Source organism: Dorea sp. AF36-15AT, assembly GCF_003477705.1.
Classification (GTDB): Bacteria; Bacillota; Clostridia; order Lachnospirales; family Lachnospiraceae; genus Claveliimonas; species Claveliimonas ammoniilytica.
The window spans coordinates 77,743-101,493 of the sequence record NZ_QUDV01000004.1; the positions used below are offsets into that span (position 1 = coordinate 77,743).

20 protein-coding genes and 1 tRNA gene are annotated in these 23,751 nt (G+C 44.2%); 14 read left to right on the forward strand and 7 right to left on the reverse strand.

All coding sequences use genetic code 11. The features are described 5' to 3' along the window. The first annotated feature begins 88 nt into the window (after positions 1–88). The 6 genes from DWZ93_RS07770 (at position 89) to DWZ93_RS07795 (ending at position 5,270) form a co-directional block, all read left to right on the forward strand. Positions 89–628 carry a nitroreductase family protein gene (locus DWZ93_RS07770; protein WP_118452483.1) on the forward strand — a complete coding sequence of 180 codons (540 nt, stop codon included), beginning with the start codon at positions 89–91 and terminating at the stop codon, positions 626–628. A 23-nt stretch (positions 629–651) separates the two neighbouring features. Further along, entirely contained in the window at positions 652–1,845 is a 1,194-nt protein-coding gene (gene coaBC / locus DWZ93_RS07775; RefSeq protein WP_118452591.1) for a bifunctional phosphopantothenoylcysteine decarboxylase/phosphopantothenate--cysteine ligase CoaBC, read from the forward strand. Positions 1,846–2,335: 490 nt separating this feature from the next. Beyond that, positions 2,336–3,466 (forward strand): PucR family transcriptional regulator, encoded by a 1,131-nt coding sequence (locus tag DWZ93_RS07780; RefSeq protein WP_118452484.1) that lies wholly within the window; start codon positions 2,336–2,338, stop codon positions 3,464–3,466. A gap of 9 nt (positions 3,467–3,475) precedes the next feature. Continuing rightward, a complete protein-coding gene (locus DWZ93_RS07785; protein ID WP_118452485.1) occupies positions 3,476–4,114 on the forward strand; it encodes a lactate utilization protein in 639 nt (212 codons plus the stop codon). Between the two features lie 71 nt (positions 4,115–4,185). Then, on the forward strand, positions 4,186–5,145 hold the full coding sequence (locus tag DWZ93_RS07790; RefSeq protein WP_118452486.1) for a carbohydrate kinase family protein: 960 nt from the start codon (positions 4,186–4,188) through the stop codon (positions 5,143–5,145). A gap of 54 nt (positions 5,146–5,199) precedes the next feature. Next, positions 5,200–5,270 (forward strand) — tRNA-Cys (locus tag DWZ93_RS07795). Positions 5,271–5,523: 253 nt separating this feature from the next. Here the strand turns inward: DWZ93_RS07795 and DWZ93_RS07800 are convergent. The 7 genes from DWZ93_RS07800 to DWZ93_RS07830 all read right to left on the reverse strand — a co-directional run bounded on the left by DWZ93_RS07800 (position 5,524) and on the right by DWZ93_RS07830 (position 15,057). Further along, positions 5,524–6,888, reverse strand: coding sequence for a CaiB/BaiF CoA transferase family protein (locus DWZ93_RS07800; protein ID WP_158567095.1), 1,365 nt, complete (start codon positions 6,886–6,888; stop codon positions 5,524–5,526). A gap of 48 nt (positions 6,889–6,936) precedes the next feature. Then, positions 6,937–8,217 (reverse strand): MFS transporter, encoded by a 1,281-nt coding sequence (locus DWZ93_RS07805; protein WP_158567094.1) that lies wholly within the window; start codon positions 8,215–8,217, stop codon positions 6,937–6,939. Then, positions 8,207–9,772: a bile acid--CoA ligase BaiB gene (baiB, locus tag DWZ93_RS07810; RefSeq protein ID WP_243061205.1), complete on the reverse strand. Its 1,566-nt coding sequence runs from the start codon at positions 9,770–9,772 to the stop codon at positions 8,207–8,209. Before baiB ends, DWZ93_RS07805 begins: the two co-directional genes overlap by 11 nt. A 52-nt stretch (positions 9,773–9,824) precedes the next feature. Beyond that, positions 9,825–10,592 carry an SDR family NAD(P)-dependent oxidoreductase gene (locus DWZ93_RS07815; RefSeq protein WP_118452488.1) on the reverse strand — a complete coding sequence of 256 codons (768 nt, stop codon included), beginning with the start codon at positions 10,590–10,592 and terminating at the stop codon, positions 9,825–9,827. A gap of 339 nt (positions 10,593–10,931) precedes the next feature. Beyond that, positions 10,932–11,534: a hypothetical protein gene (locus DWZ93_RS07820; RefSeq protein ID WP_118452489.1), complete on the reverse strand. Its 603-nt coding sequence runs from the start codon at positions 11,532–11,534 to the stop codon at positions 10,932–10,934. A 61-nt stretch (positions 11,535–11,595) separates the two neighbouring features. Continuing rightward, positions 11,596–12,840, reverse strand: a complete 1,245-nt coding sequence (locus DWZ93_RS07825; RefSeq protein WP_118452490.1) for an AraC family transcriptional regulator — start codon at positions 12,838–12,840, stop codon at positions 11,596–11,598. Between the two features lie 222 nt (positions 12,841–13,062). Next, positions 13,063–15,057 carry an oxidoreductase gene (locus tag DWZ93_RS07830; RefSeq protein ID WP_118383054.1) on the reverse strand — a complete coding sequence of 665 codons (1,995 nt, stop codon included), beginning with the start codon at positions 15,055–15,057 and terminating at the stop codon, positions 13,063–13,065. 459 nt (positions 15,058–15,516) lie between these two features. Between DWZ93_RS07830 and DWZ93_RS07835 the strand changes: the two genes are divergently transcribed. The 8 genes from DWZ93_RS07835 (at position 15,517) to DWZ93_RS07870 (ending at position 23,749) form a co-directional block, all read left to right on the forward strand. Continuing rightward, positions 15,517–17,439, forward strand: coding sequence for an oxidoreductase (locus DWZ93_RS07835; protein ID WP_118383053.1), 1,923 nt, complete (start codon positions 15,517–15,519; stop codon positions 17,437–17,439). Between the two features lie 2 nt (positions 17,440–17,441). Continuing rightward, positions 17,442–18,002 carry a nuclear transport factor 2 family protein gene (locus tag DWZ93_RS07840; protein WP_118383052.1) on the forward strand — a complete coding sequence of 187 codons (561 nt, stop codon included), beginning with the start codon at positions 17,442–17,444 and terminating at the stop codon, positions 18,000–18,002. Between the two features lie 68 nt (positions 18,003–18,070). Beyond that, entirely contained in the window at positions 18,071–19,153 is a 1,083-nt protein-coding gene (locus DWZ93_RS07845) for a sugar-transfer associated ATP-grasp domain-containing protein (protein ID WP_118452491.1), read from the forward strand. Positions 19,154–19,177: 24 nt separating this feature from the next. After that, a complete protein-coding gene (locus DWZ93_RS07850) occupies positions 19,178–20,233 on the forward strand; it encodes a sugar-transfer associated ATP-grasp domain-containing protein (RefSeq protein ID WP_118452492.1) in 1,056 nt (351 codons plus the stop codon). Positions 20,234–20,255: 22 nt separating this feature from the next. Beyond that, entirely contained in the window at positions 20,256–21,095 is an 840-nt protein-coding gene (locus DWZ93_RS07855) for a polysaccharide pyruvyl transferase family protein (RefSeq protein WP_118452493.1), read from the forward strand. A gap of 31 nt (positions 21,096–21,126) precedes the next feature. Then, positions 21,127–22,005: a glycosyltransferase family 2 protein gene (locus tag DWZ93_RS07860; protein ID WP_118452494.1), complete on the forward strand. Its 879-nt coding sequence runs from the start codon at positions 21,127–21,129 to the stop codon at positions 22,003–22,005. Beyond that, positions 22,002–22,877, forward strand: coding sequence for a glycosyltransferase family 2 protein (locus DWZ93_RS07865; protein WP_118452495.1), 876 nt, complete (start codon positions 22,002–22,004; stop codon positions 22,875–22,877). Before DWZ93_RS07860 ends, DWZ93_RS07865 begins: the two co-directional genes overlap by 4 nt. Continuing rightward, a complete protein-coding gene (locus DWZ93_RS07870) occupies positions 22,874–23,749 on the forward strand; it encodes an ATP-grasp fold amidoligase family protein (RefSeq protein WP_118452496.1) in 876 nt (291 codons plus the stop codon). The genes DWZ93_RS07865 and DWZ93_RS07870 overlap by 4 nt, the downstream gene beginning before the upstream one ends. Positions 23,750–23,751: the final 2 nt, after the last annotated feature.

Consider the following 23,751-nt stretch of genomic DNA (forward strand, 5'->3'; position numbering starts at 1 on the left):
ATTGTCTCAATCAGGGACATGTGTTAAAATAAGGCTAGCATTATAAGAATACAGCTTAATCATTTTGACAGAAGAGCAGGAGGGCAGTATGGAATTTCAGAAAGTTATAGAATCAAGACGCAGCATTAGAAAGTATGACGCAGAAAAGAAAGTGTCAGAGGAACAGATCAGGGAAATGATTCAGGCAGCAATTTATGCGCCATCATGGAAGAACAGCCAGACAGCAAGATATTATTGTGTACTTTCTCAGGATATGTTTGAAAAGGTACGTACTGAGTGCCTGCCGGAATTTAATGCCAATAATGTAGAGGGAGCTTCTGCGTTGATCGTTACAGCAGTGGTTAAGAATCGCTCCGGTTATGAAAGAAGTGGAGAGCCAACGAATGAACTTGGCAATGGCTGGGGGATCTATGATCTTGGACTGGCGAATGAAAATCTGCTGTTGAAAGCGGCTGAGATGGGAATTGGAACGCTGGTTATGGGAATCCGCGATGAGAAGAAGCTGCATGAGATTTTGAGTATCCCGGAGGAGCAGATGGTAGTATCTGTGATTGGTGTGGGATATGGAACTGTATCACCAGATATGCCAAAGAGAAAGTCTGTGGAAGATGTGGCGGTGATCTGTTAATGAAGGAGAATAAGAATATGGCTATGTTGAAGGGGAAGACAGTAGTTCTTGGTGTAACAGGAGGTATTGCAGCATACAAGAGTGCAACACTTACAAGCCTTCTTGTAAAAGCAGGAGCGCAGGTACAGGTAATCATGACAGAACACGCCAGACAGTTTATTGCTCCGCTGACGTTCGAGTCGCTTACAGGGAGAAGATGTTTGACGGATACGTTTGACAGGAATCACGAATATAGTACGGAGCATGTAGAATTGGCTAAAGAGGCTGATGTAGTGATGATCGCGCCGGCTACGGCGAATATTATTGCAAAGATTGCACATGGTATGGCTGACGATATGCTGACTACAACTGTTCTTGCCTGCGATTGTCCTAAGATCGTAGCACCGGCTATGAATACTCGCATGTATGAGAATCCGGTGACGCAGGATAATATGCGTAAGCTGGAAGAATATGGTATGACGATCGCACATCCGACAAGCGGACACCTTGCCTGCGGAGATATCGGTAAGGGGAAGATGCTGGAGCCAGAAGAATTATTTCAGTATATTCTGATGGCCTGTGCATTTGAAAAAGATATGGCAGGGAAACATGTGCTGGTAACAGCGGGCGCAACACAGGAAGCATTGGATCCGGTACGCTATATTACCAATCACTCATCCGGTAAGATGGGATATAGTCTTGCAAAGATCAGTGCACTCAGAGGCGCGGAGGTCGTGTTGGTCAGTGGACATACGGCACTTGCGGCACCGCTTTTTGCGGAGCGGGTCAGCGTGACCAGTGCAGAAGATATGTTTCGGGCAGTTACAGAGAGAAGTGAGTGGGCAGATATTATTATCAAGGCAGCGGCGGTAGCGGACTACAGACCTGCAGCTGTCAGCTCGGAAAAGATCAAGAAGTCGGATGATCAGATGTCTATCGGATTGGAACGGACGCAGGATATACTTGGGTATCTCGGGGCGCACAAGAGGGATGGACAGTTTTTGTGTGGTTTTGCTATGGAAACGCAGGATCTGTTGGAAAATGCATCCCAAAAGTTAAAGAAGAAAAATGCAGATATGATCGTGGCCAATAATCTGAAGGTGACAGGAGCCGGATTTGCAGGAGATACGAATGTGGTAACGCTGATAACTAAGAATGGCGCAGAAGAGCAGGAACTCATGTCAAAAGAAGAAGTGGCAGGCGTAATACTTGATAAGATTATAGAAAAGATAGGATAGACGGGCGGCAGCGGAGTTACTGCCTGCTGGGAAGATATTCAGCCCCGCCCGGACTATTCGTAAAATCTGCCATCTAACGATGTCAGACGCAGCAAAACTGCGTATATTTTACTCATAGACAGGCGGCAGCTCTATTCAGAGCCGTAATGGTATAGAACTGCATATTCTTATGTGCAAGCACAACGATATGCAGTTCTATACCATAGACTAAATAACTGTCTGTTGAACTAAAAAAGGCTGCGTGGTTACGCAGTCTTTTAGCAATCTGGAGATTGAATGTGAACACGATTCGGGGGATGCATGAATATCATGCATTTGTGTTCATGAACAATATATCATGATATATGGTAATGGTACATATCCTTTTGCTACAGAAAATATCATTTTAATTGTGCTTCGAGCACAATTTTGATAAAATAGAAGTGATAGGACAAAAAAGTGTATGATTTTATGGCGGTAAAATTGAATTTATTGACAGAAAGGGTAAGATATGGCGGTTGCATTGGAAGAACTGTATCGGGAAGTTGAGCCGATGTATGATATGCACCTGGTTACAAAGAGCTGTTTCCATAAGGTGATTGGATGGACGCACATTGTAGAAAATCCGGAGTTTATCGAATTGCTGCATGGCGATGAACTGATATTCAGTGCGGGGATTCAGTATACGTCTGAGGAATGGCTGATGGATTTTGTGCAGAGATTGATTGAGGCCGGGACAGGAGGACTGGTATTGTCACTTCATGAAGGAAGTTGCTATCCGCAGAGGATTGTGGACTATTGTAATAGGAAAAAGTTTCCATTATTCTCAAGTGGATGGAAGACACCGTATCTTGATGTAATGCGCATATTTGCATCTATTCTTCTGGAGAATGAACAGCGGGATACGAATTTGAATGAGGCACTTAAGAATGCGATCTATTATCCGGGGCATGAGGCGGCATATCTGCATCATTTTGAGCATAATGGATTTTATCGTAATATGCATTATATTATGGCAATCCTGAGCTGTCATGCTTACCGGGATGGTGAAGAGAATAAGCGCCTTCAGGAACTGGCAAAACAGCTTCAGTATTCGGATTTTCGAGGAGTTGTCGTGACAGATGAGGACAGGCTTCTGATCATGGTAGCAGATAAGACAGTAAAGCAGGTTTGGCGTATATTCCAGAAGATCTGTAAGCAGGATATGCAGGTCTATGTGGGAATTGGCGATATGGTAATGCGTCTGCAGGATCTGGAAGACAGCTACGAACATGCGATGGTGGCATATCAGCTGACAAAGACAGCGATTGCGACAAATCTTCTGGTATACGATGAACTGGGCGTATATAAAGTACTGTCGGATCTGAGACATGAAGACACCGGAGAAGCATTTATCAGAGAGGTGCTGGGCGAGTTGATAGACTATGATGAAAAAGAAAACACAGATTATCTGGATATATTAAAAGCATTTTTTGAAAATGAATGCAGCATTGTGCATACGGCACAGGCAATGTACTGCCATAAGAATACGATGAATTATAAAATGAATAAAGTGAAAGAAATTCTGGGATACGATATAATGAGCAACGAGAATCGTACGAGGATTATGGTGGCATTGTATTTTATGAAAATGCGAGGATAGGAGGATATTATGAATAAAATGATATCGGAGAGAAACAGAAAACTTGCTGAGAAGGTCATCAGGGGACTGGAATCCAGAAATATGGAAGGTCACTATGCGGAGACGAAGGAAGAAGCGCTTAAGATTGCACTTGCGCTGATCCCGGCTGGCAGCGGCGTTGGCTGGGGAGGATCTGTATCGATAGCAGATATCGGGCTGAAGGATGCAGTCTGTTCCGGCGATTATACGGTGTATAACAGAGATGCATGTAGTACGCCGGAAGAGAAAAGAAGCGTAGAACTTCAGTGTCTTGGGTGCGATTATTTTCTCAGCAGTACAAACGCTATTACAGAAGATGGAATACTGGTCAATATCGATGGCAAAGGCAATCGTGTGGCAGCGATTACCTGGGGGCCGGAACATGTGCTGATGATTGTTGGGATGAATAAAGTAGTTAAGGATTTGGACGATGCATGGGCGAGAGCGCGCAACCTGGCGGCACCAGTTAACGCACAGCGATTTGATATTCAGACACCGTGTAAGAAGACAGGTTCCTGCGCAGACTGCAAATCACCGGATACAATTTGCAGCCAGTTTCTGGTAACCCGTTATTCCAAGGCACCGAAACGAATCAAGGTGATTCTGGTGAATGATAATCTGGGATATTGATCAGAAGATGTATATAGGTGGTATGTAAGAATATAGAACTATGTGAAAATACTGTATGAAAGGAAGAGACGATGGAAAAGAAATATGATGTAGCGGCCATGGGTGAGCTGTTGATAGATTTTGCAATGAATGGACAGAGTGAACAGGGAAATAACTGTTTTGAGGCATGCCCGGGAGGGGCGCCGTGTAATGTGCTTGCCATGCTTGGAAAGCTTGGCAGAAAGACAGCATTCCTTGGTAAAGTCGGAGAAGATCAGTTTGGAAAATTACTGAAAGAAACAATAGAAGAGGTGGGAGTAGATACGACAGGACTTCGGATGGATCAAGAGATTCCGACCACGCTTGCATTTGTACATACTTTCCCGGATGGAGATCGCGATTTTTCTTTCTACAGAAAGCCGGGAGCGGATATGATGCTCCGGGAAGAAGAAGTCGATTATGATGTGATCCGTCAGGCAAAGATTTTTCATTTTGGAACATTATCGATGACAGATGAGCCGGTCAGGAGCGCAACAAAAAAAGCATTAGAAGTGGCAAAAGAGGCTGGATGCCTGATTTCACTGGATCCGAATCTCAGACCACCGCTGTGGAAGTCTCTGGATGAAGCAAAGAAGATGATGGAATATGGGTTCCGATATTGTGATATATTGAAGATTTCCGATAATGAAATTCAGTTTGTGTCCGGGAAAGAAGATTATGATGAAGGAATCCAGTATCTGCAGGAGAAGTATCATATCCCGCTTATTTTCCTTACAATGGGTAAAGATGGAAGCCGTGCATACTATAAGGGTATGCGTGTAGAAAAGGCAGGATACCGGGTGGATACCGTGGAAACGACAGGTGCCGGAGATACATTCTGTGGAAGTGCATTGAATGGTGTGCTGGAAAGAGGCATTGATAATCTGACCGAGAAGGATCTGACCGAAATCCTTGATTTTGCGAATGCTGCAGCAGCGATCGTAACTACTAAAAAAGGTGCAATCCGATCCATGCCAGAGCAAGAAGAGGTCGAAGAAATGTTGACGAAATAGAAAAAGAATGGTATAATATATGAGTGTCTCGGGAAGAGCACTCATATATCGTATGGCGCCATAGCCAAGTGGTAAGGCAAAGGTCTGCAACACCTCTATCACCAGTTCAAATCTGGTTGGCGCCTTTTGAAAAAAGCTTCAGGAAGTACCTGAGGCTTTTTTTGTGCAATAAGCCGCTATGCAGAAATCGTGCTTGCACGAATTTCTATATGGCGGCCAATGTTCATCGAGCCGACAGGCGAGATGACATTGATTGCACGTCGAGTAGGTGTTGGCCTACTCGATTGCGCCGGGCGGTTAAGTTCTTGATTTTCTCATTAAATAAAACCGACTGCAGATTGCTCTGCAGTCGGTTCATATAAGGAATGAATTAATTTCTTATTTGTCTTTTTTCGGTGGATATTCCAGACCAATACGTTTTGCCTGATTTTCCGGATCCCAGAAGAAGTTCCACTCTACGAAGTTTTTGATTCTTGCTGTATCTGCAGGTGTCCATGTTACCAGATCTCCCTTATCATACATAGCATCAATCTCTTCTTTTGTATATCCGAAGCTTTCGAGTACTTCGCGGTTGTGCTCACCGAAGCAAGGAGCAGCAGCAACGATCTGTGAAGGATGTTTCTTGAAGATGTTGGTAAGTCCGATACCTTTCATCTTACCGAAGCACTGATCTTCCCATTCAACGATGTTCTCACGTGCTTCGTACTGAGGATCTTTTTCGATATCAGCCGGTCCATATGCTCTCTGGCATGGGATAGCAGCTTTGTTGAAGATTTCTTCCAGTTCATCACATGTACGCTCAGCACAGAATTTTGCACACAGCTCATCTGCCTGTTTTCCACGTGGGTCAAACAGAGGGAATCCGGTACAGTTCTTCGGAATTCCTTTTGTGATACCAGGTTTGCCCATTCCGATGATCGGGTATCCACGTTTTACAGGTCCCTGTCCAACGATAGCTACGAACATAGCACCGCCGTCCTTGGTGTCGTAGAATGAGAAGCATGAAGCCATATCACTCTTATTACCTGTACGATATGGAACCGGCTCGCCCTGTTTCGGGTAACCTTTGTTGAACCAGTTTGCCGGGTAGTTGTCCAGCAGACGGAACATGGTATCGTACTGAGCTACGTCACAAGAATCTCCTTCGCCTGTATTCTGTGCTCCGATATATCCTGCCATAGCTGCAATACAAGCATTGTAAGCTGTAATGTAGTCAGAAAGGTAAGGATTAACTTTCAACGGTCCTGATGTAGGAGATACACCGTTCATGTACATATATCCACCCATTGCCTGTCCGGATACGTCGTAAGACGGTTTGTCTTTCGATGGTCCGAACTGTCCGTAACCAGATACGTGAACGATAGACAGCTTCTTGTTGTGCTCCCAGCAAACTTTGTCAGTCAGACCACGTTTAGCATAGGAACCCGGACGTCCGGCTTCAATCCAGATATCTGCCCATTCGATACATTTCAGGAAGATTTTCTGTCCTGATTTTTTAGCCACGTTGATTGTGATAGAATACTCATTACGATGATTCTGAGACCATGCAAGAGTACCTCTTGTCTGGCATGCAATAGAAGGTGCCTCTGCCTGAAGTACTTTAGCACCCATTTCAGCCATCAGAGAACCGGCAAAAGGTCCGGCGATATTAGTACCCGTAACGAATACCTTTACGCCCTGAAGAACACCAAATGTTGGGTATTCGTCAAATTTCTGAGTTAATTTGTTGTTAATCTCTTTCATGTTATTCATCCTTTCTTAAATTAATTGCATTAAGTGCATAATTAATTCTTAGTTATCTCCCTGAGGATACTTAGCCTGCAGTTTCTCGCCGCCCTTGATTGCACCGGATACGCACAGGAACAGGGCGATAGCAACAAACATGTAAACGATCCATGTGATGCCGTATCCAACGATTCCCTGAATGATAGATGTCAGTACGGAACCGAATGCAGCACCGATCAGGAAGAACAGGTTAGCAAATGCATAGATAGCACCGTAGTCTTTGGTTCCGAATACTTTAGACATAAGTACTGACGGAAGTACCTTAGGCAGGAACATTGCAATTGCAAAGAAGATAGAATATCCAAATGCGATTGCTGTAGTACCGGTTACAGAATATGCATATAAGCTTGCAAGTCCGATGATTACCAGAACAGCTGCGCCAAGAACTGTCTTGCGGATACCAATCTTATCCATCAGTGCACCACCTGCTACCATACCGATGATAGATACGATAGAGTATACAGAGAGGATTGTTCCCTGAAGTGATCCGCCGTCCTGAGCAACTGAAGTTACAAAGTTAGGTACATGTGTAGTTACACCGGCTGAAAGGATACCAGTGAACATTACAACACCGATTATGCAGCGCCATGCACCAGATTTGGTAGCAGTCTTCTTAGATACACCGATCCATGCGTTGGAATTCTGTGTAGCTTCTTTTTCCTTTTCTTTGCTGTCACCTGTACGATATGGCTCTGTTCCGTACTCTGCCGGTGAACGTTTTACCAGGAAGAGAGCGGTAAGAATCATAACTACAGCAACAACACCAGCGGAGAACAGCATAGCTGTCTTCCAGCCTGTACCGCTTGCAGAGATGAAGCGGGAAATTACAGGAGCCCATACAGCTCCGCCGAGTCCGCCGCCTGCGTAAGCGATAGACATCATAGTAGCACGCTTATCTTCAAACCATGCTGTAACCAGCATAGAGATCGGAAGCTGTGTAAGACCGGCCATAAAGATGTTAGACAGCGCAAATACCAGATAGAACTGCCAGATGGCTGTGCAGAGTGTTGCTACAAACCAACAGATACATGTACCGGCTGTAACGATAACCATAGTGATTTTCATATTTTTCTTCTGATACATTCCTGCGATGACCATAGCACCGATGGCACTTGCAAAGGATGCGATCAGGTTAACCATTGACCAGCTGGTTGTGCTGAATCCAAGGTTTTCACATACCGGAGCCATATACAGTGAAAAACAGTTGCTCATGATTCCGGTAGGTATAAATGACATGATAAAGGCTGCAGCTAAGACTCCCCAGCCTTTGAATTTTTTATTCTCCATGTTTTTCCCCTTTCGTACTTGAAGAAGAACACGTGTCCGCATGTCGTTTCAAATAATCCTCGACCAGTTGACTGCGGACGACTTTGCCACTCTCATTCCGTGGGATGTGGTCAGTGTGTTCAAATGATTTTGGTATTTTATATGGAGGCAGATAATTCAGTGCAAATTTGATCAGTGTTTTATCACTGACGAGTTCTGTTGTTTCGACAAAGGCATGAATGCGATGTCCCCATTCTTTGTCAGGAAGTCCGACGACAACAGCGTCATTTACTTTTTTATGTTTCTTCAGGACAGATTCAATCTCAGCAGCGAAGACATTCTCGCCACCAGTGACAATCATATCACTGCGCCTGTCTTTGAAATAAAGATACCCTTCATTATCTACGTATCCGATGTCGCCCACACTGCGAAAGCCATTTTCATCACTTTCCAGAGGGGTTATATTCTTATATGTAACCTTTGGCTTGTTCGGCCCCCAGGACATGAAAATCTCCCCGGTTTCGCCGATTGGAAGATTGTGACCTTCGCTGTCGCGGATCGCAATTTCTCCGCATGGCATTCGACCTACACTACCCTCGTGAGCCAGCCACTCATCGCCCCGGATAGATGTCATACCGACACATTCTGTCATAGAGTAAATCTCATAGATCTTTTCCGGGGGAAGGATGTCAAACCACTTCCGTTTTAAGTCTGCGGAACAGACGCCACCGGTGTGACAGAATACTTCGAGGCTCTGCAGATCCTCCGGGTTGAAATCCGGAAGACGGATAATTCTCTGCATGAGAGTAGGAACCATCTGTACATATTCGATTTTATATTTTTTGATCAATGCTACAATTGCTTTTGCGTCAAAGCAGGAAGGAATATATAATGTATTGCCACAATATAACCCGTTAAATGCTACAGAATGCGGTGCACCATGAAATAATGGACCGGCAAGTAACTGGCGCATTTCAAAACGCATACCGGAGATTGCAAACCAGGTTTTGAGACCTTCATCGCTTTCACCGGCTGCCATATCCTGCTCAATAACTTTTGTCTTGCCAGAAGTACCACCTGAGCAGTTAGCAAGATTTGGAACCGCCATAATGTCAGGAGGCATATGCTCCGGGTAATCTTCGCTGATCGTCTTGAGTTCGGAAGAACTGAGACTTAAGCATCCTTCTGGTTTCCAACGATTGGTGATAACCAGTGATGGAGATACACATTCGCATATTTCTATCATATTTTTGCGGGGTACTCGCGGAGAAACCGGTACATAGCATCCACCTGCCTTCCAGATTCCAAAAGCAAGAGCAATGTGGGTGGGAATGTTGGGCAGAGCGACAATGACGCTCTTGCCCGGCTTGATTCCCTGTTCCAGCAGATACCACGCGATACGATTGGAGAGCACTTCGAGAGAATGCCAGGTCATGACAGACTCTTTGTTCTCCGGATTAATATATACGATGGCCGGAGCATCCGGTTTGACTCTTGCTATATTAGCTAATTGTACTCCCGGTGTAAAAAAACTGCTTTCGCCAGTATTAAATATATTAAAGTGCTTGGTACTCACAATGACGTCTCCTTTGTGTATCTGCTTAAATTCTTATTTGGCTTAATTCGGCTTAGCCTACTGTGTTGTGTGGAACATATCCACCGTCTACCTGCAGTGTAACACCTGTGATATACTGTGCTGCGCTTGAAGACAGGAACAGGATCGCATTTGCAATTTCCTGTGGTGCTCCAATATATCCAAGAGGAATCTGTTTTGCAAGGTTCTTCTTAGCGAATGGAGGAACTGTTGCAAGCAGGTTGGTATCGATAACACCAGGAGCTACTGCGTTGCAGCGGATTCCGGCGTATGCCTGCTCCCAAGCCATAGACTTAGTGAAAGCAATAACACCACCCTTAGAAGCTGGGTATGGGCATCCGCATCCTGCACCGTAGATACCGGCAACGGATGCTGTGTTAACGATACATCCTTTTGTCTTCTTAAGGTACTTGATAGCGTATTTTGTAAGGTTGAACATTCCCTTAAGGTTAACGTTCATGACGTAATCCCACTGAGACTGTTTCATCTTGTGGATCGGTAAACTGCTGTCTACACCAGCGTTGTTAACCAGAACATCCAGACGACCCCATTTTTCTTCAATCTCAGCATAGAGTGCCTGAGCTGCTTTGTAATCGCAAAGGTCGATTGTGTTTGACGCAAAGTCGTAATCAGGATTGATAGCTTTCAGCTCTTCTGTCTGTTTTGTTAAATCCTCACCTGGTTTTCCTAAGAAGTATACTTTAGCTCCGGTTGCAAGGAATGATTTAACGGTTGCATAACCAATACCTGTGCTTCCGCCTGTTACTAATACAACTTTTCCTTCGAATTCTTTTTCAAACATTTGAATGAATCCCCTTTCTTTTTTTCTTGATATTCTCTTTGGTTTTTTGTTGTTTTCCGAAAGTTTCCCGTTCCTTCGAAAATTTACTACCGATACGTCATATCAATGACTGATAATATTTTAACAGCAAAACCAGGCTTTAAACGGTATCAGAGTGTAAATTTTATTCAGAACAAACCGACAAAAAATTAACATTTATAATCAAAATGAGTGACAAAGTGAAAAAAGATAAAACTATCTGTAGAAAATGGTTAAAATATCGGGACTAAAAGAGAAAGGCTTGGTTATAATTAACAAATAACGAAAACCTTTCTCAAATAATTGACTTTGTTAAAGAAATTACTTTTTATCCTTGTTATGCATCGTACTTGATGCGAAATATGCTTTTGGCATCTGATCTGTGATGATTCCAAGAAAATTCATCATATAACAGAAGCAGAGCTGGATACGGTCTGTTGAATCATTCATGGCTTCGTGGAGCAGTCCGTCCATAGATTCATTGGCAATTTCAGCCGACAGACCTTTAAGATATACGACCGGAGGCTGAGACGGAACAGTCAACTGTTCACATTTCAGGTAAGGATTAGCGATCATATATACATAGGTGGAACTGTTCATACGTGCTTCTGCAATTTCCAAGGGAGTTCCTTTGGATGGTAGAAAACGGTAACGGTGAAATGGACCGAGATTGATCAGTGTATTGGGTCTCAAGTTATATTCCAGACCGTTGATTAATGCTTTTCCCTTGCCGGAACGGACAAGAATAAATGTCTGATCCCGGTTGTTGGCATAAGAGGTAGGAGTCTGATAACGACTCACATGCGCCTGGATCGTATCAGGCAGGACATTATTTACAAAGTAGTCATGGGCGCCGGAAAAAATGGCGTGCCCGGGAGTCTTTGGCTCATCAGGGTCAACAGACTGTGGTATATCTTTCTGCATAGTTTATCGCCTTCCTGTGTATAGTTTGAGTGTAATCTTATAGGTCAGACGCAGATGCTGGCTATTTACCGGCTTTTTGAGGGAGTTTTCTGGCTTTGCGGAATTCTCCCGGAGATATGCCGTTGATATTATAAAATACCCGCGCCATGGTGCGGTCTGAGCCGAAGCCGGATTCGATAGCAATATCCACTGTCGGCAGTGAAGTTGTAGTGAGCAGTGCTTCGGCATAACGCACGCGGAACTGGGACAGCACCTGTTTGTAACTGGAATTCAGACGGTTCTTAAACTGGACACGCAGAATATTCTCTGAAGTGTACAGTTCTTTGGTAAGTGTTTCGGCGTCAATAGGATCTGTCATGTTTTCGTACAGATAGCTGATCGCGGAGATCAGAGTTTCGTTCATAATAGTGGTGCGGTATACAGGGTGATGCTTTCCGTTGCTGAGCGTCCTTTTCATATAAGTCTGCGGTGTCACACCGATCAGAGATTTGAAACGTCGGAAGAATGTAATCTCCATATTAAATCCTGATATCGAGGATATGTAGTCAAACGGAAGACTGTCATAGAGAAAATACGACATCGCATGCGCAATCCGCAGCCGGTTCAGATATTGATTAAAATTCAGACCTGTTGCAACAAGGAGCGCATGATTCAGGGCTGATTCACTGACTGATGGCGCAACTGCTTTCGCTACATCTGCGCAGGTCAGTGCAGTTGTGCTGTGCACTGCAATATACAGACTGACCTTGCGGCTCAGCGGCAGGTTGCTGAATTTGTAATGGGACTTCATACTTTTGGCAAACCGGTTATATAAAAGTTCGATTCTGCGAAGATAGGAACTTCGAATAATTGAAGAGCCGTGAGAATGTCTTTTAGAAAGCTTCCGATATTGATGGAATAAGTGGATAATCTCTTTTACCTCATCACCATCAGGGCCGATCACCGGGAGATTATTGACAATCTCAAGTTCTTTAGTTGGAGCAATATTGCTAAATGAGTAATAGCTCAGAAGCTGGTAGTCGTAAGGACAGATCCAGAGTACGAGATTATTTCCAAAATCAGGACAGACAGTGAGTACCTGAGAGCACTGGATCCAGGATACGCAACCAGGTTCGACGGAAAATTCTTCTCCGTTGATCACAAAATTACCATGTCCTTCTTTTACCAATATAAAGTAACTGTCGTATTCCATCACCGGAAACATCTCGCTGGTTATGGTGTGTTCCTGTAATGTGAGATATTTGTCAGGACCGCAGAATATGCCGTCGCGCGGTGTCTCACATAAAGGGCGGATTCTGTTTTTCAATATGGCTCACTCCCTCAAAAATTGTACAAAAATACAAACATTTATACAAACATTTGATTTAAGACTATCATATAATAAAATCGAAGTCAACGGAGAATGTCAAATCTTTGACAGGACAAAAAATGAAAAATTACAACATGTCGAAAAAGAGGTAAAAAAAGATTGCAGACACTGAAAAAAGCATCTGCAATCTTAATAAAAGTATGAGGGAAATATGTTTTATTAAATCTCGTATCCAGCGAAGTATCCTTCATGAAGAGCTTTGCTTGCAAGACCTGTTCTTACAGCATCTCCGATAACTCTTACTTCCGGTACGAACTTCTTCAGTTCTTCAGAGAATGGATCATAATTTCTGGAGCCCATTCCGACTACGATATGGTCGAAACCTCTCAGCCATTCTTCTCTTCCGTCTGTTGTGTACTGGATCTTAACATCGTGATCAGTAACTTCCAGAACCTTAGCGTTAACATAGCTCTTAACACCTGATCTGTGAAGGCTGTCCATCAGTACATTACGGTTCGGCAGACATACATTTGTCATAAGCTGTGGCATCATTTCTACCAGAGTTACTTCTACATCACCGATGCTTCCTGTTTTTACAAAGGAAGCCGGACGAGCGTCTGTCATCAGCATTTCAGCTGTCTCGCAGGCAACTTCTCCACCACCGAGGATACATACAGTTCCCTTCGGTACGGTCACCTTACGGCTCAGGATATCATGAGTAGTAGTTACAGGGTAATCGGTCAGACCTTTGATGAATGGTGGAACAAACGGTCTTGCACCGGTAGCTACGATAACTGCATCAGGAGCAAATTCCTTAATATCATCTACAGTAGCTTCTTTGTTGAATTCAAATGTAACACCTGCTTTGTTAGCACGGTATGTAAGGTGTGATAACCATTTACACATTTCCTGCTTACCAGGAGTAACAACAGCCAGTGCAAGCTGTCCGCCGACCTGACAATTCTTCTCCCAAACAGTTACGTGATGTCCACGCTCTGCTGCGATTACGGCTGCGTACATTCCGCCAGGACCTGCTCCGACAACCAGTACGTTCTTCGGAGTATCAACCGGGTTAAATGGATAATCGTATTCGTGACCAACCAATGGGTTGATGTGACACTGACATACCGGATGCTGTGGATCCTTAGGAGTTACACAACGTCCGCCGCATGAAGCACATGGTGTGATGTCATCAAAACGGTTCTCACGGGCTTTGTTCGGAAGATCAGGATCTGCAAGTAACGGACGTCCGAGAGAAACACCGTCTACCAGTCCACGCTCTACGATATCTGCAGCATAGCGGATGTCGTTGATCTTACCAACAACGAATACAGGGATATTAACAACTTTCTTAATCTCAGAAGCTTCGTATACGTTACGTCCGATCTTCTTGCTGTGTGATGGGATGATATCCTGCATATCTTCGTACTGAACACCACCGGATACTTCTAACATATTAACGCCGGCTGCTTCGAACTTCGGAGCAAGGTATAACATTTCTTCCAGACTGTTACCACCTTCGATACGCTCTGAACCAGAGATACGAAGGATGATCGGGAAGTCTTCGCTTACGTTTTTACGACATTCTTCAATGATCTCAAGGATCAAACGAGCACGGTTATCGATTGTTCCGCCGTATTCATCCATACGTTTGTTACGCAGTGGAGAAAGGAATGCACCTGGAAGCATGTAAGCATGTGCTGCGTGTAATGCGATACCGCCGCATCCTGCTTCTTCTGCACGGCGTGCAGCTTTTCCGTACTGTTTGATGATCTTCTGGATCTCTTTAATAGTAGCCGGTCTTGAAACATCACCATTTGCATTTGTATTTATAGATGGTCCGATCGGAGTAATACCTTTCATGGCGCAGATAGATTCCGGACCCGGGTGAATGATCTGTGGGATCAGTTCGCTTCCTGCATCTTTTACACGAGTTGCGAATCTCTTGAACTGAGGAACCAGAGAGTCCTTATCAAGAGCAGTAGTCTTTCCAATATACCAATATTTGTGGTCAACAGTTACAGCGTCGATTACTACGTATCCTGCGCCGCCTTCTGCACGACGGACGAAGATGTCTGCCAACTGTTTTGGTACAGTTCCGTTAGTTGCTTCATAATGCATGCTCATTGGAGCCATTGCAATACGGTTTTTTAAAGTTGTTCTTCCAAGCTGAAGAGGCTGGAAGATCTTTGCATCTTTCATATCTGTGATCATTTTGTTCCCTCCTGAACATATCGAAAATTTATCTGTTGAGCATAGTATAAACGAATCTCGAAGACGGTGTTTCACATTTTTTTGTTAAATAATCTACATTTTTCGAAAAAATCATGACAATTCACTTCTGCAAATGCAGACAAAAAATGCAAAAACACTACAAGCATAAAAAAGAAAAAATGATTAATTAGAAAAATGTGATAGGAAAAATTGATTTTTTGTACATTGCTTGTGCACTATATTTGGGAATTTGTTCCGACACATAGTATGTGCTCGTGTTAAAATTTAGACAAGCTTTTAAAGGGAAGGTAAAGCTAGAGATACTATTTACTACCGTATAACGAACAGCTTCCGATTATATATTCAGACAAGTGATTCCCGTACCGGTCTGGATCGTATGGCGGAACGATGACTCCTATTAACCTATTTAATAATGAAAGAAAAGAGGACGATTTCAAAATGAGTTATGATGCATTGTTTTCTCCAATTAAATTGAGAGGTCTTGAACTGAAGAACAGAATTGTACTTCCTGGTATGAATACCAAGATGGTTAAGGACAAACATCACGTAGCAGATGATATGATTCAGTACCACGCAGCACGTGCAGCAGGTGGATGCGGACTGAACATTGTAGAGCTGGTATCTATTTGTAAAGAATGTCATGCGTATTTATATTTCGGACTGTATAGTGAAGCAGACAGAGATGAACTGAAGAAAGTAACTGAAGCAATCCATGAAAATGGTGGTAAGGCAGCTGTTCAGATCTGGCACGGAGGATTCGTACCGGCTGACTTCTTTGACAAGACAAACGTAGAAGAGACACCGGATACAGTTACAGTAGAGCGTATCCATGAGATCATTAAGCAGTTCGGAGAGTCTGCTAAACTGGCTGTAGAAGCTGGATTTGATGCACTGGAGTTCCATGGAGCACATACATATCTTCCACACGAATTTATGAATCCGTCTCTGAACAACCGTACAGATGAGTATGGTAACCAGAGCCTGGAGAATCGTTGCCGCTTCAATCTGGAAGTTATCCGCGAGATGCGTGCTAACATGCCAGAGGATATGCCACTGCTTATGCGTCTGGATGCAGTAGATGAGTTACTTCCTAAGAATACAACTGTAGAAGAGACTATCCAGTTCGTTAACTGGGCAGAAGAAGCAGGCGTAGATGCAATCGACCTTTCAAGAGGTAATGCACGAAGCCTTGCAACAGTATACGAAGTACCGCCATATAACCTTGAGCCAGGTTTCAATATGGAAAACATCGCTAAGATCAAGAAAGCAGTTAACATCCCGGTAATCGGTGTTGGACGTGTTAACATGCCAGCACTTGCTAACAAGCTGATCGAAGACGGCGAGATCGACATGATCTCTATTGGACGTGCACAGCTGGCTGATCCAGAGTGGTGTAATAAAGCAAGAGAAGGTCGTGAGGATGAGATCCGTCGTTGTATCGGATGTACAGAAGGATGCTACGACAAGGTTATCGATCCAAAGGCTACACATATCACATGTACACGTAATCCAATGCTCTGCCTGGAATACAAAGGTATGCCAAAGGCTGAAAAGGCTAAGAATGTTATGGTCATCGGTGGAGGTATCGGTGGTCTGGTAACAGCAGAGATCCTGAAGAAACGTGGACACAATCCGACAATCTACGAAGCATCTGAGAGAGCAGGTGGAAGATTCAGATTAGCTGGTAAAGCTCCTAAGAAACAGGAATTTGAAGCAGCTGTTGACTGGGAGATCAAAGAATGTGAAAGACTTGGCATCGAGATCAAGACAAATACAACTGTTACACCAGAGATGATCGCTGAGATCAAACCGGATCATGTAGTAGTAGCTATCGGTTCTGAGTTCGCTACACCGGATCTTCCGGGCGTAGATGGAGCTGACATTGTTACAGCAGAGGATGTTCTGGCTGGTAAGGCAGAAGCCAAAGGTGAGATCCTGATCCTTGGTGGTGGTCTGGTAGGATGCGAGACAGCAACATACCTGATCAACAAGGGTGAGAAGAATGTTCGTATCATGGACAGCAGACGTGTTGGTAAAGCAATGGGTATGCTTCGTAGCATGTTCCTTGATATCGAATATCCTGGAAAGACAATCCAGAAGAGCAACCGCAGCAAGGTTACAGCAATTGGTGATCACACAGTAGATTACAAGTTCACAGATAAATTCAAGAAGACAAGCAATAAATCACGTAGCTTCGATACATTAGTACTTGCTACAGGAGCTAAGTCTCGTCCGACAGCAGACCTGACAGCTAAATGTGATGAGCTTGGAATCGCTTACAATGTAATCGGCGATGCTAAGAAAGTACGTATGGGTATTGACGCAACAGCTGATGCATATAAAGTAGGTATGGAGGTATAAAAATGACAGTAGAAGAACGCCTTGAGGCTTTGGAAAAAGAATTACAGCAGATTAAAGATGTACAGGCAATTAAAGAACTGAAGAGTAAATATTTCCAGGCTCTTGATACAAAGAACTGGGATGAACTTGAGACTACAATGGCACCGGATATCGAGACAGCATATTCTAATGGTAAGCTGGTATTCCACGGACCAAAGGAAATCACAGATTACTTCAAGAAATCTATGCCTAAGACAGAGATTACACTTCATCAGGGACATAACCCACAGGTATGGTTTGAGAGCGACACAGTTGCTTACGGAAAATGGTATCTGGAAGACAGACTGATCTTCGCTAAGGGTGATCCATATGAAGGACTTCAGGTAGAAGGATCTGCAATCTACACAGATAAATATGTTAAAATCGATGGTGAATGGCTGATCCAGGATACAGGATATATCCGTATCTATGAAGAGCAGTTCATGCGTGATGAGACACATCGTATCCGCAAGAACATGTTCGCACCAAAGAAAAAGAAAGTCGTTAAGAAAAAGAAGACAGCTGCTGTAAAGAAAGAGCAGTAAAGTAAAGCGAGAGATGCCGCTGTGCCAGTCTGGCATGGCGGCATTTATCATGCCAGGAGGAAAGTAAAGTGCTGCGCAAATATCTTAGAAAATTTCATTATAAATACCGTTTCGTACCGTGGTACCGCAAAGCGTACTATTATAAATGTAAAAAGGATAAAATGGATGAGATCATTGCTAAATATAAGGAGCCGGAGGAACTTGCCGATCCGAAATATGTGAAAAAATTAAAGAGGGATATGATCCGCTGCCTGTTTAAATATGGTTCTTATTACAGTGAGTATTTTACATTTGGATATGAGGGACAGGACGCAGAGTATCGTAATTCATTCATTACAGAGGGCATCCGTCTGAGTTATTATCCGCGCATGAATCAGCGAAAGAATACCGATCTCCTGGAGAACAAGTACCGGACCTATAAGAAATTCAAAGATATGTATAAGCGGGAAGTTATCCGCATTTTGAAAAATGAAAAACCGACCGAAGAGAATCTGGCAAAACTTCGCGAATTTGCGGAGCGGCATGAGAACTATGTGGTGAAACCGGTGTATGCAGCTTTTGGCAACGGTGTCAGAGTAGAGAATCTTGGTATGTATGATTCTGTAGAAGAGGCACATCAGGAGTACAGTAAGAGCGGCGCGGTTATCGAAGAAGTGATCGTACAGGGTGAAGCGTTGTCGAAGATTCATGCAGGATCCGTGAATACTCTGCGTATTCCAACCGCCATCATTAAGAATGAAGAGGGCGAACCGGAGATAAAATTATTCCATCCATCGATCCGAATGGGCCGGGGAGATAGCTTTGTGGATAATTTTAGTGCGGGAGGAGTCAGTGCACTCATTGACGCAGAGACAGGAGTCATTTATACTGATGGAGCGGACAAAAAAGGACACACGTATGAGTGCCATCCGGACAGTGGTATCAGATTTAAGGGATTCCAGATTCCGAAGTGGGATGAGGCAGTCTCTATGGTCAAAGAAGCAGCTATGATGATCCCGGACAATCATTATTGCGGATGGGATCTGGCTTACAGCAGAGACCACGGCTGGTGCATGGTGGAAGCTAACTGTACGGCACAGATGGGTGCAATGCAGATGGTGACAAAGACCGGAAGAAAGTACGAACTGGAAGAGCTGATAAAGCAAATGTAACGATGAATTAGAAAGAGGATACATATGGGACAGACAAATAGTTTTACAAGACTTATCAATTCGAGAAAGCATATCAGATTATATGCCAGAGAATATGCCGAAGAGCATGGACTGAATGCATCTGAAGTAGAGAAGGATATTATACAGGCAAAGAAATACAATCACATTTCTTTTGGCGAATATGCATGGACCGGATTCTATGATCTGACACAGGAACAGAAGAAGACGGTATCTACACTCTGGTCCCGTATGGAATTTCGTAAGAAATTTACAGACCGACGTTATATCGGTATGTTGATGAATAAATATATATTTTCCAAAGTATTTGATGAATTTTATGGAAGAAAATGTGTGCAGGCTTCCGATGTGACGGAGGATGTACTGAAAGAGCTGGCGGAAGGAACCGGCAAGGTTGTATATAAGCCAAACTGCAAGGGGATGGGCAAGGGTGTCCGTGTCCTGCCGGTAACCTGTGCAGAAGATATAAAAGATGCACTTGATCACATTCGGAATGGCGGCAACGGAATCATAGAAGAATACATCTGCCAGGATAATGTGCTGAGTGAACTGAATCCAAGTGCAGTGAGTGTGGTGCGATTTTATTCGGTAACGTCTCCATACGGAACCCATCTGTTTGCGCCGGTGCTGACTTCGGCACTGCACAAAGATATCGCCAATGGCTGCCAGGATGCGCTGACTGCGGTAGTGGATATCCGTACGGGAAAAGTGCTCACAGATGCTGTGGATCAGAACAAGATGGAAGAATATACGGTGCACCCGATGACGGGCGTGGCTTTCAAGGGGCTGCAGCTAAATCATTGGGATAAAACACTGGAAATGCTGAAGCGGGCTGTGCCGCTTGGCAAGAAGATCTCTAATATCGGCTGGGATGTGGCAATCACAAAGGATGGACCGGTATTGATCGAGGCCAATACCATTCCGGGATTTAATACCGCTCAGTATGCGGGATATGGATGGATCACAGATGGTTATGGATATCAGCCGCTGTTTGATGCGGTCAATGACATTCCGTTTGCAGATGACGGAAGATATGAACGAGTAGTTATGAGATTGGAATAGTAAGATAGTAGAGGAATTACAGATGCCGGACAAGATTAAGATGTATTATTCGAAATTGCGGAATATGGGAGACTGTCTGAATGAGCTGATCGTAAAGGAATGCTTTGGATATGAGGCAGAACGCCATTCTTTTCTGGATGGGGAGATCTGCGGGATCGGAAGCTGTCTGGGACAGTATACGCTGCATGGTTCGGCAATGATGCGTCTGCAGCAGCGAATCAACGGGATCCGTAAGCCCCATGTGTATGTGTGGGGGACCGGTTTTATCAATTATTCGGATGCGGATGGGAAGTTTTTTAAGCGGAATATGGAATTCTGCGCCGTCAGAGGAGAGCTTACCAGAAAGAATGTAGAGCGCATGACGGGAAAGAAAATGGACATTCCGATGGCAGATGCCGGAATTCTGGCGTCAGAGTTATTGAAAGAACGGCCGGAGGTATGTTATGATGTGGGCGTTGTACCTCATCTGTGTGATCTGAAGGACCCGGCGGTGGAGAAGCTGCTGGCATCCTATGATAACGCAAAGTTTATTAATGTAAAAGATGATCCTTTACAGGTAGTGAAGGAGATTGCAGAGTGCAGATACATTATTTCCAGCAGCCTGCATGGACTGATCGTTGCAGACAGTCTGGGAATCCCGAATATGTATCTGGTATTTGGAGACCGTCTGTTAGGAGACGGTTATAAATTTGAAGATTATTATTCGGCGTACGGTGTGGAAGCGCAGCCAAGAGATCTGCGCACAGAGAAGGCGCCGGAGTTAACAGAGATAGAAGAACAGTATCAGATCTTACCGGAGATGGTGGAGGAGAAGAAACGGCAGATGAAGGCAGCATTTCCATATCCGGTAAAAAACAGGTAATAAAACGGAAAGATACAGAAGGATATATCTAATGGAAGCGAAGAAGATTTCGGTAATTATTCCTACATATAATAGAAAAGAAAAGCTGCCGGCCTGCGTGGACAGTGTGCTTGCGCAGACCTATCAGAATATCGAAGTGCTGGTAGTGGATGATGCTTCGACGGATGGGACAGAAGAATTATTCCGTGAGATCAGCGATCCTAGAGTGAAGTATCTCAGATACGAAGAGAATCATGGCGCCTGTTATGCAAGAAATTATGGCGCGGAACGCTCGGATGGTGAACTGATCGCATTTCAGGACAGTGACGACACCTGGCATCCGGACAAGCTGGAGAAGCAGGTGCACTTTCTGGAAGAGACACAGGTGGATATGTGTTTCTGCGGAATGAACAGGATAGCGACAAATGGCAATCAGTTTCATTTTCCGGTGCATGATTTTCATAAGGAACATGCGGTGGAAGAATTCCTCGCGGAGAACAGAGCCAGTACACAGACCATGCTGATGAAGCGGGAGGTCTGGGAGACACTGCGCTTTGATGAGAATATCAAGCGGTATCAGGATTGGGATTTTGGTATCCGTGCGGCGAATACATTTGACCTGGGGTATATGCCAGAGGCATTGGTAGAATCGGAAGTGGGTGCAGACAGTATCTCAGCGCGAGTTGCGTCTTATCAGCATCTGCTGCATTTATATAAGAAGCATCTGGATCTGTACGAACAGTATCCGAAGAGTATGGCAGTGATGAACCGGAGAATGGGTAAGCGTGTGCATCCGACAGATCCGGCACTTGCTGCAAAGCATTTTAAAAAGAGCCTGAAATTAAGTAAGAATCCATATGATCTGAAATATTGGATTATGGACAGCATAAGAAGCAGTGTGAACGGAAGAGAAAGGAAGGTTTCGGAATGATAGCATTTGTAATCCTGCACTATCGTGCAGCGGATATGACTAGAAAATGCGTGGAACGAATCAAGGCACTGGAAGGCGACAAGAAGATCGTGATCGTGGACAATGCGTCGCCGAATGGAACAGGACAGGAACTGTTAGACGAATATACAGAAGATTCAGAGATTAAAGTCATTCTGAATCCGGAAAATTCCGGCTTTGCAAAAGGTAATAATATGGGAGTGCGCTGGGTACAGGAGAATGTGCCGGCGGATTTCGTAGTGGTACTTAACAATGACGTGGAGATCTTGCAGAAAGATTTCTGCCCGAAGGTGGAAACAATCTATCGCAGACATTCGTTTGATGTGCTGGGGCCGGATATTATCTCAGTGTTTTCCGGTATTCACCAGAATCCGAAGAGCCTTCACGGATATTCACTGGAATCCGTAAGAAAGAAACGGGAAAAGGTAGCGCGTACAAAGAACCCAATCCTGCTGTTACTCAGCAGCGGAGAAAAGAACAGCCCGGCAATCTGGAAGAGAGTACAGCGCAGAAGAAGAGCAAAACAGTGTATCGACAGCAGTATCCCTACGGAGGGAAGTGTACTGCATGGTTCCTGCGTGATTTTTTCCAAACGCTATCTGAAAAAGCATCCGGAGCCATTTTATCCGAAGACCTATATGTATTTTGAGATGGAGATTCTGGACTGGCTGTGCAGAAAAGATAAAAGTGTGGTGCGTTACGATCCTTCAATTGAAGTGCTGCACTACCAGTATGTGTCCTCCAAACAGGAATACCGTTCGATCGTAAAACGGTCAAAGTTCGTGATCGACTGTCTGCTTGATTCTCTGACGGCAGCAGAAGAACTGATCCTGGAAAGTGAGGCAGAGGCATGAAAAAGAAGAAGATAAGCAAAGCGTCCAAGGCTTTTTACATAGCGCTTTCCTATCTGTCTCCGAGATTGAATACGAAGTTATTATTTCTGAAAAAATTCGGACGTTTTCCGGATCTGAAGGATCCAAAGACATTAAATGAAAAAATCCTGAAGCTAAAGCTTGAGACTTATGGCAGGGATCCACTGGTCAGACAGTGCGCAGACAAATACTGCGTCCGGGAATACATTGATAACTGTGGACTGGAGCATTGCCTGAACAAGCTGATCGCAGTCTATGATACACCGGAAGAGATCGAATGGGACAAACTTCCGGAGCAGTTTGCCATGAAATGGAACTTTGGATGTGGATATAACATCATCTGCCAGTCTAAGAAGGAATTGGATATCCCGGCGACGGTGGAGAAACTCCGCAAATGGGGCAAAGAACCGTTCTGGGCGTATTTTTCAGAGCTTCAGTATCGGAAGATTGAGAAGAAGATCATCGTAGAAGAATATATCGGCGGATCAGACGGATCACTTCCGGAGGATTACAAATTCTACTGCTTTCATGGAAAAGCGTACTGTGTGATGGTATGCGCAGGCAGAGAAGAAGGCTGGCCGAAGTTCTATTTCTTTGACCGGGATTTTAAGTTGATGCGTATTAACAGAGATTCGAAAAATGCACCGGAAGGCTTTGCGCTTCCCAGACCTGCGGGACTGGAAGAAGCCTTTCAGACAGCGGACCGGCTGAGTGAAGGATTTCCATTTGTCAGAGTGGATCTGTACCTGACAGAGCAGGGAGTCCGATTCGGGGAAATGACATTCACGCCGGCTGCAGCATTGGATAATAAACGACTTCCGGAGACAGATCTTCTCTTTGGAAGCATGATGTAGGA

Excerpts from the sequence above, each read along its gene's own strand:
- DWZ93_RS07865 (WP_118452495.1), top strand. The coding sequence starts at position 22,002 with ATGATAGCATTTGTAATCCTGCACTATCGTGCAGCGGATATGACTAGA.
- DWZ93_RS07855 (WP_118452493.1), top strand. The coding sequence starts at position 20,256 with ATGCCGGACAAGATTAAGATGTATTATTCGAAATTGCGGAATATGGGA.
- DWZ93_RS07830 (WP_118383054.1), bottom strand. The coding sequence starts at position 15,057 with ATGATCACAGATATGAAAGATGCAAAGATCTTCCAGCCTCTTCAGCTT.
- DWZ93_RS07870 (WP_118452496.1), top strand. The coding sequence starts at position 22,874 with ATGAAAAAGAAGAAGATAAGCAAAGCGTCCAAGGCTTTTTACATAGCG.
- DWZ93_RS07840 (WP_118383052.1), top strand. The coding sequence starts at position 17,442 with ATGACAGTAGAAGAACGCCTTGAGGCTTTGGAAAAAGAATTACAGCAG.
- DWZ93_RS07800 (WP_158567095.1), bottom strand. The coding sequence starts at position 6,888 with ATGAAAGAGATTAACAACAAATTAACTCAGAAATTTGACGAATACCCA.
- DWZ93_RS07785 (WP_118452485.1), top strand. The coding sequence starts at position 3,476 with ATGAATAAAATGATATCGGAGAGAAACAGAAAACTTGCTGAGAAGGTC.
- DWZ93_RS07770 (WP_118452483.1), top strand. The coding sequence starts at position 89 with ATGGAATTTCAGAAAGTTATAGAATCAAGACGCAGCATTAGAAAGTAT.
- DWZ93_RS07790 (WP_118452486.1), top strand. The coding sequence starts at position 4,186 with ATGGAAAAGAAATATGATGTAGCGGCCATGGGTGAGCTGTTGATAGAT.
- DWZ93_RS07850 (WP_118452492.1), top strand. The coding sequence starts at position 19,178 with ATGGGACAGACAAATAGTTTTACAAGACTTATCAATTCGAGAAAGCAT.
- DWZ93_RS07780 (WP_118452484.1), top strand. The coding sequence starts at position 2,336 with ATGGCGGTTGCATTGGAAGAACTGTATCGGGAAGTTGAGCCGATGTAT.
- coaBC (WP_118452591.1), top strand. The coding sequence starts at position 652 with ATGTTGAAGGGGAAGACAGTAGTTCTTGGTGTAACAGGAGGTATTGCA.
- DWZ93_RS07820 (WP_118452489.1), bottom strand. The coding sequence starts at position 11,534 with ATGCAGAAAGATATACCACAGTCTGTTGACCCTGATGAGCCAAAGACT.
- DWZ93_RS07860 (WP_118452494.1), top strand. The coding sequence starts at position 21,127 with ATGGAAGCGAAGAAGATTTCGGTAATTATTCCTACATATAATAGAAAA.
- DWZ93_RS07805 (WP_158567094.1), bottom strand. The coding sequence starts at position 8,217 with ATGGAGAATAAAAAATTCAAAGGCTGGGGAGTCTTAGCTGCAGCCTTT.
- DWZ93_RS07835 (WP_118383053.1), top strand. The coding sequence starts at position 15,517 with ATGAGTTATGATGCATTGTTTTCTCCAATTAAATTGAGAGGTCTTGAA.
- DWZ93_RS07815 (WP_118452488.1), bottom strand. The coding sequence starts at position 10,592 with ATGTTTGAAAAAGAATTCGAAGGAAAAGTTGTATTAGTAACAGGCGGA.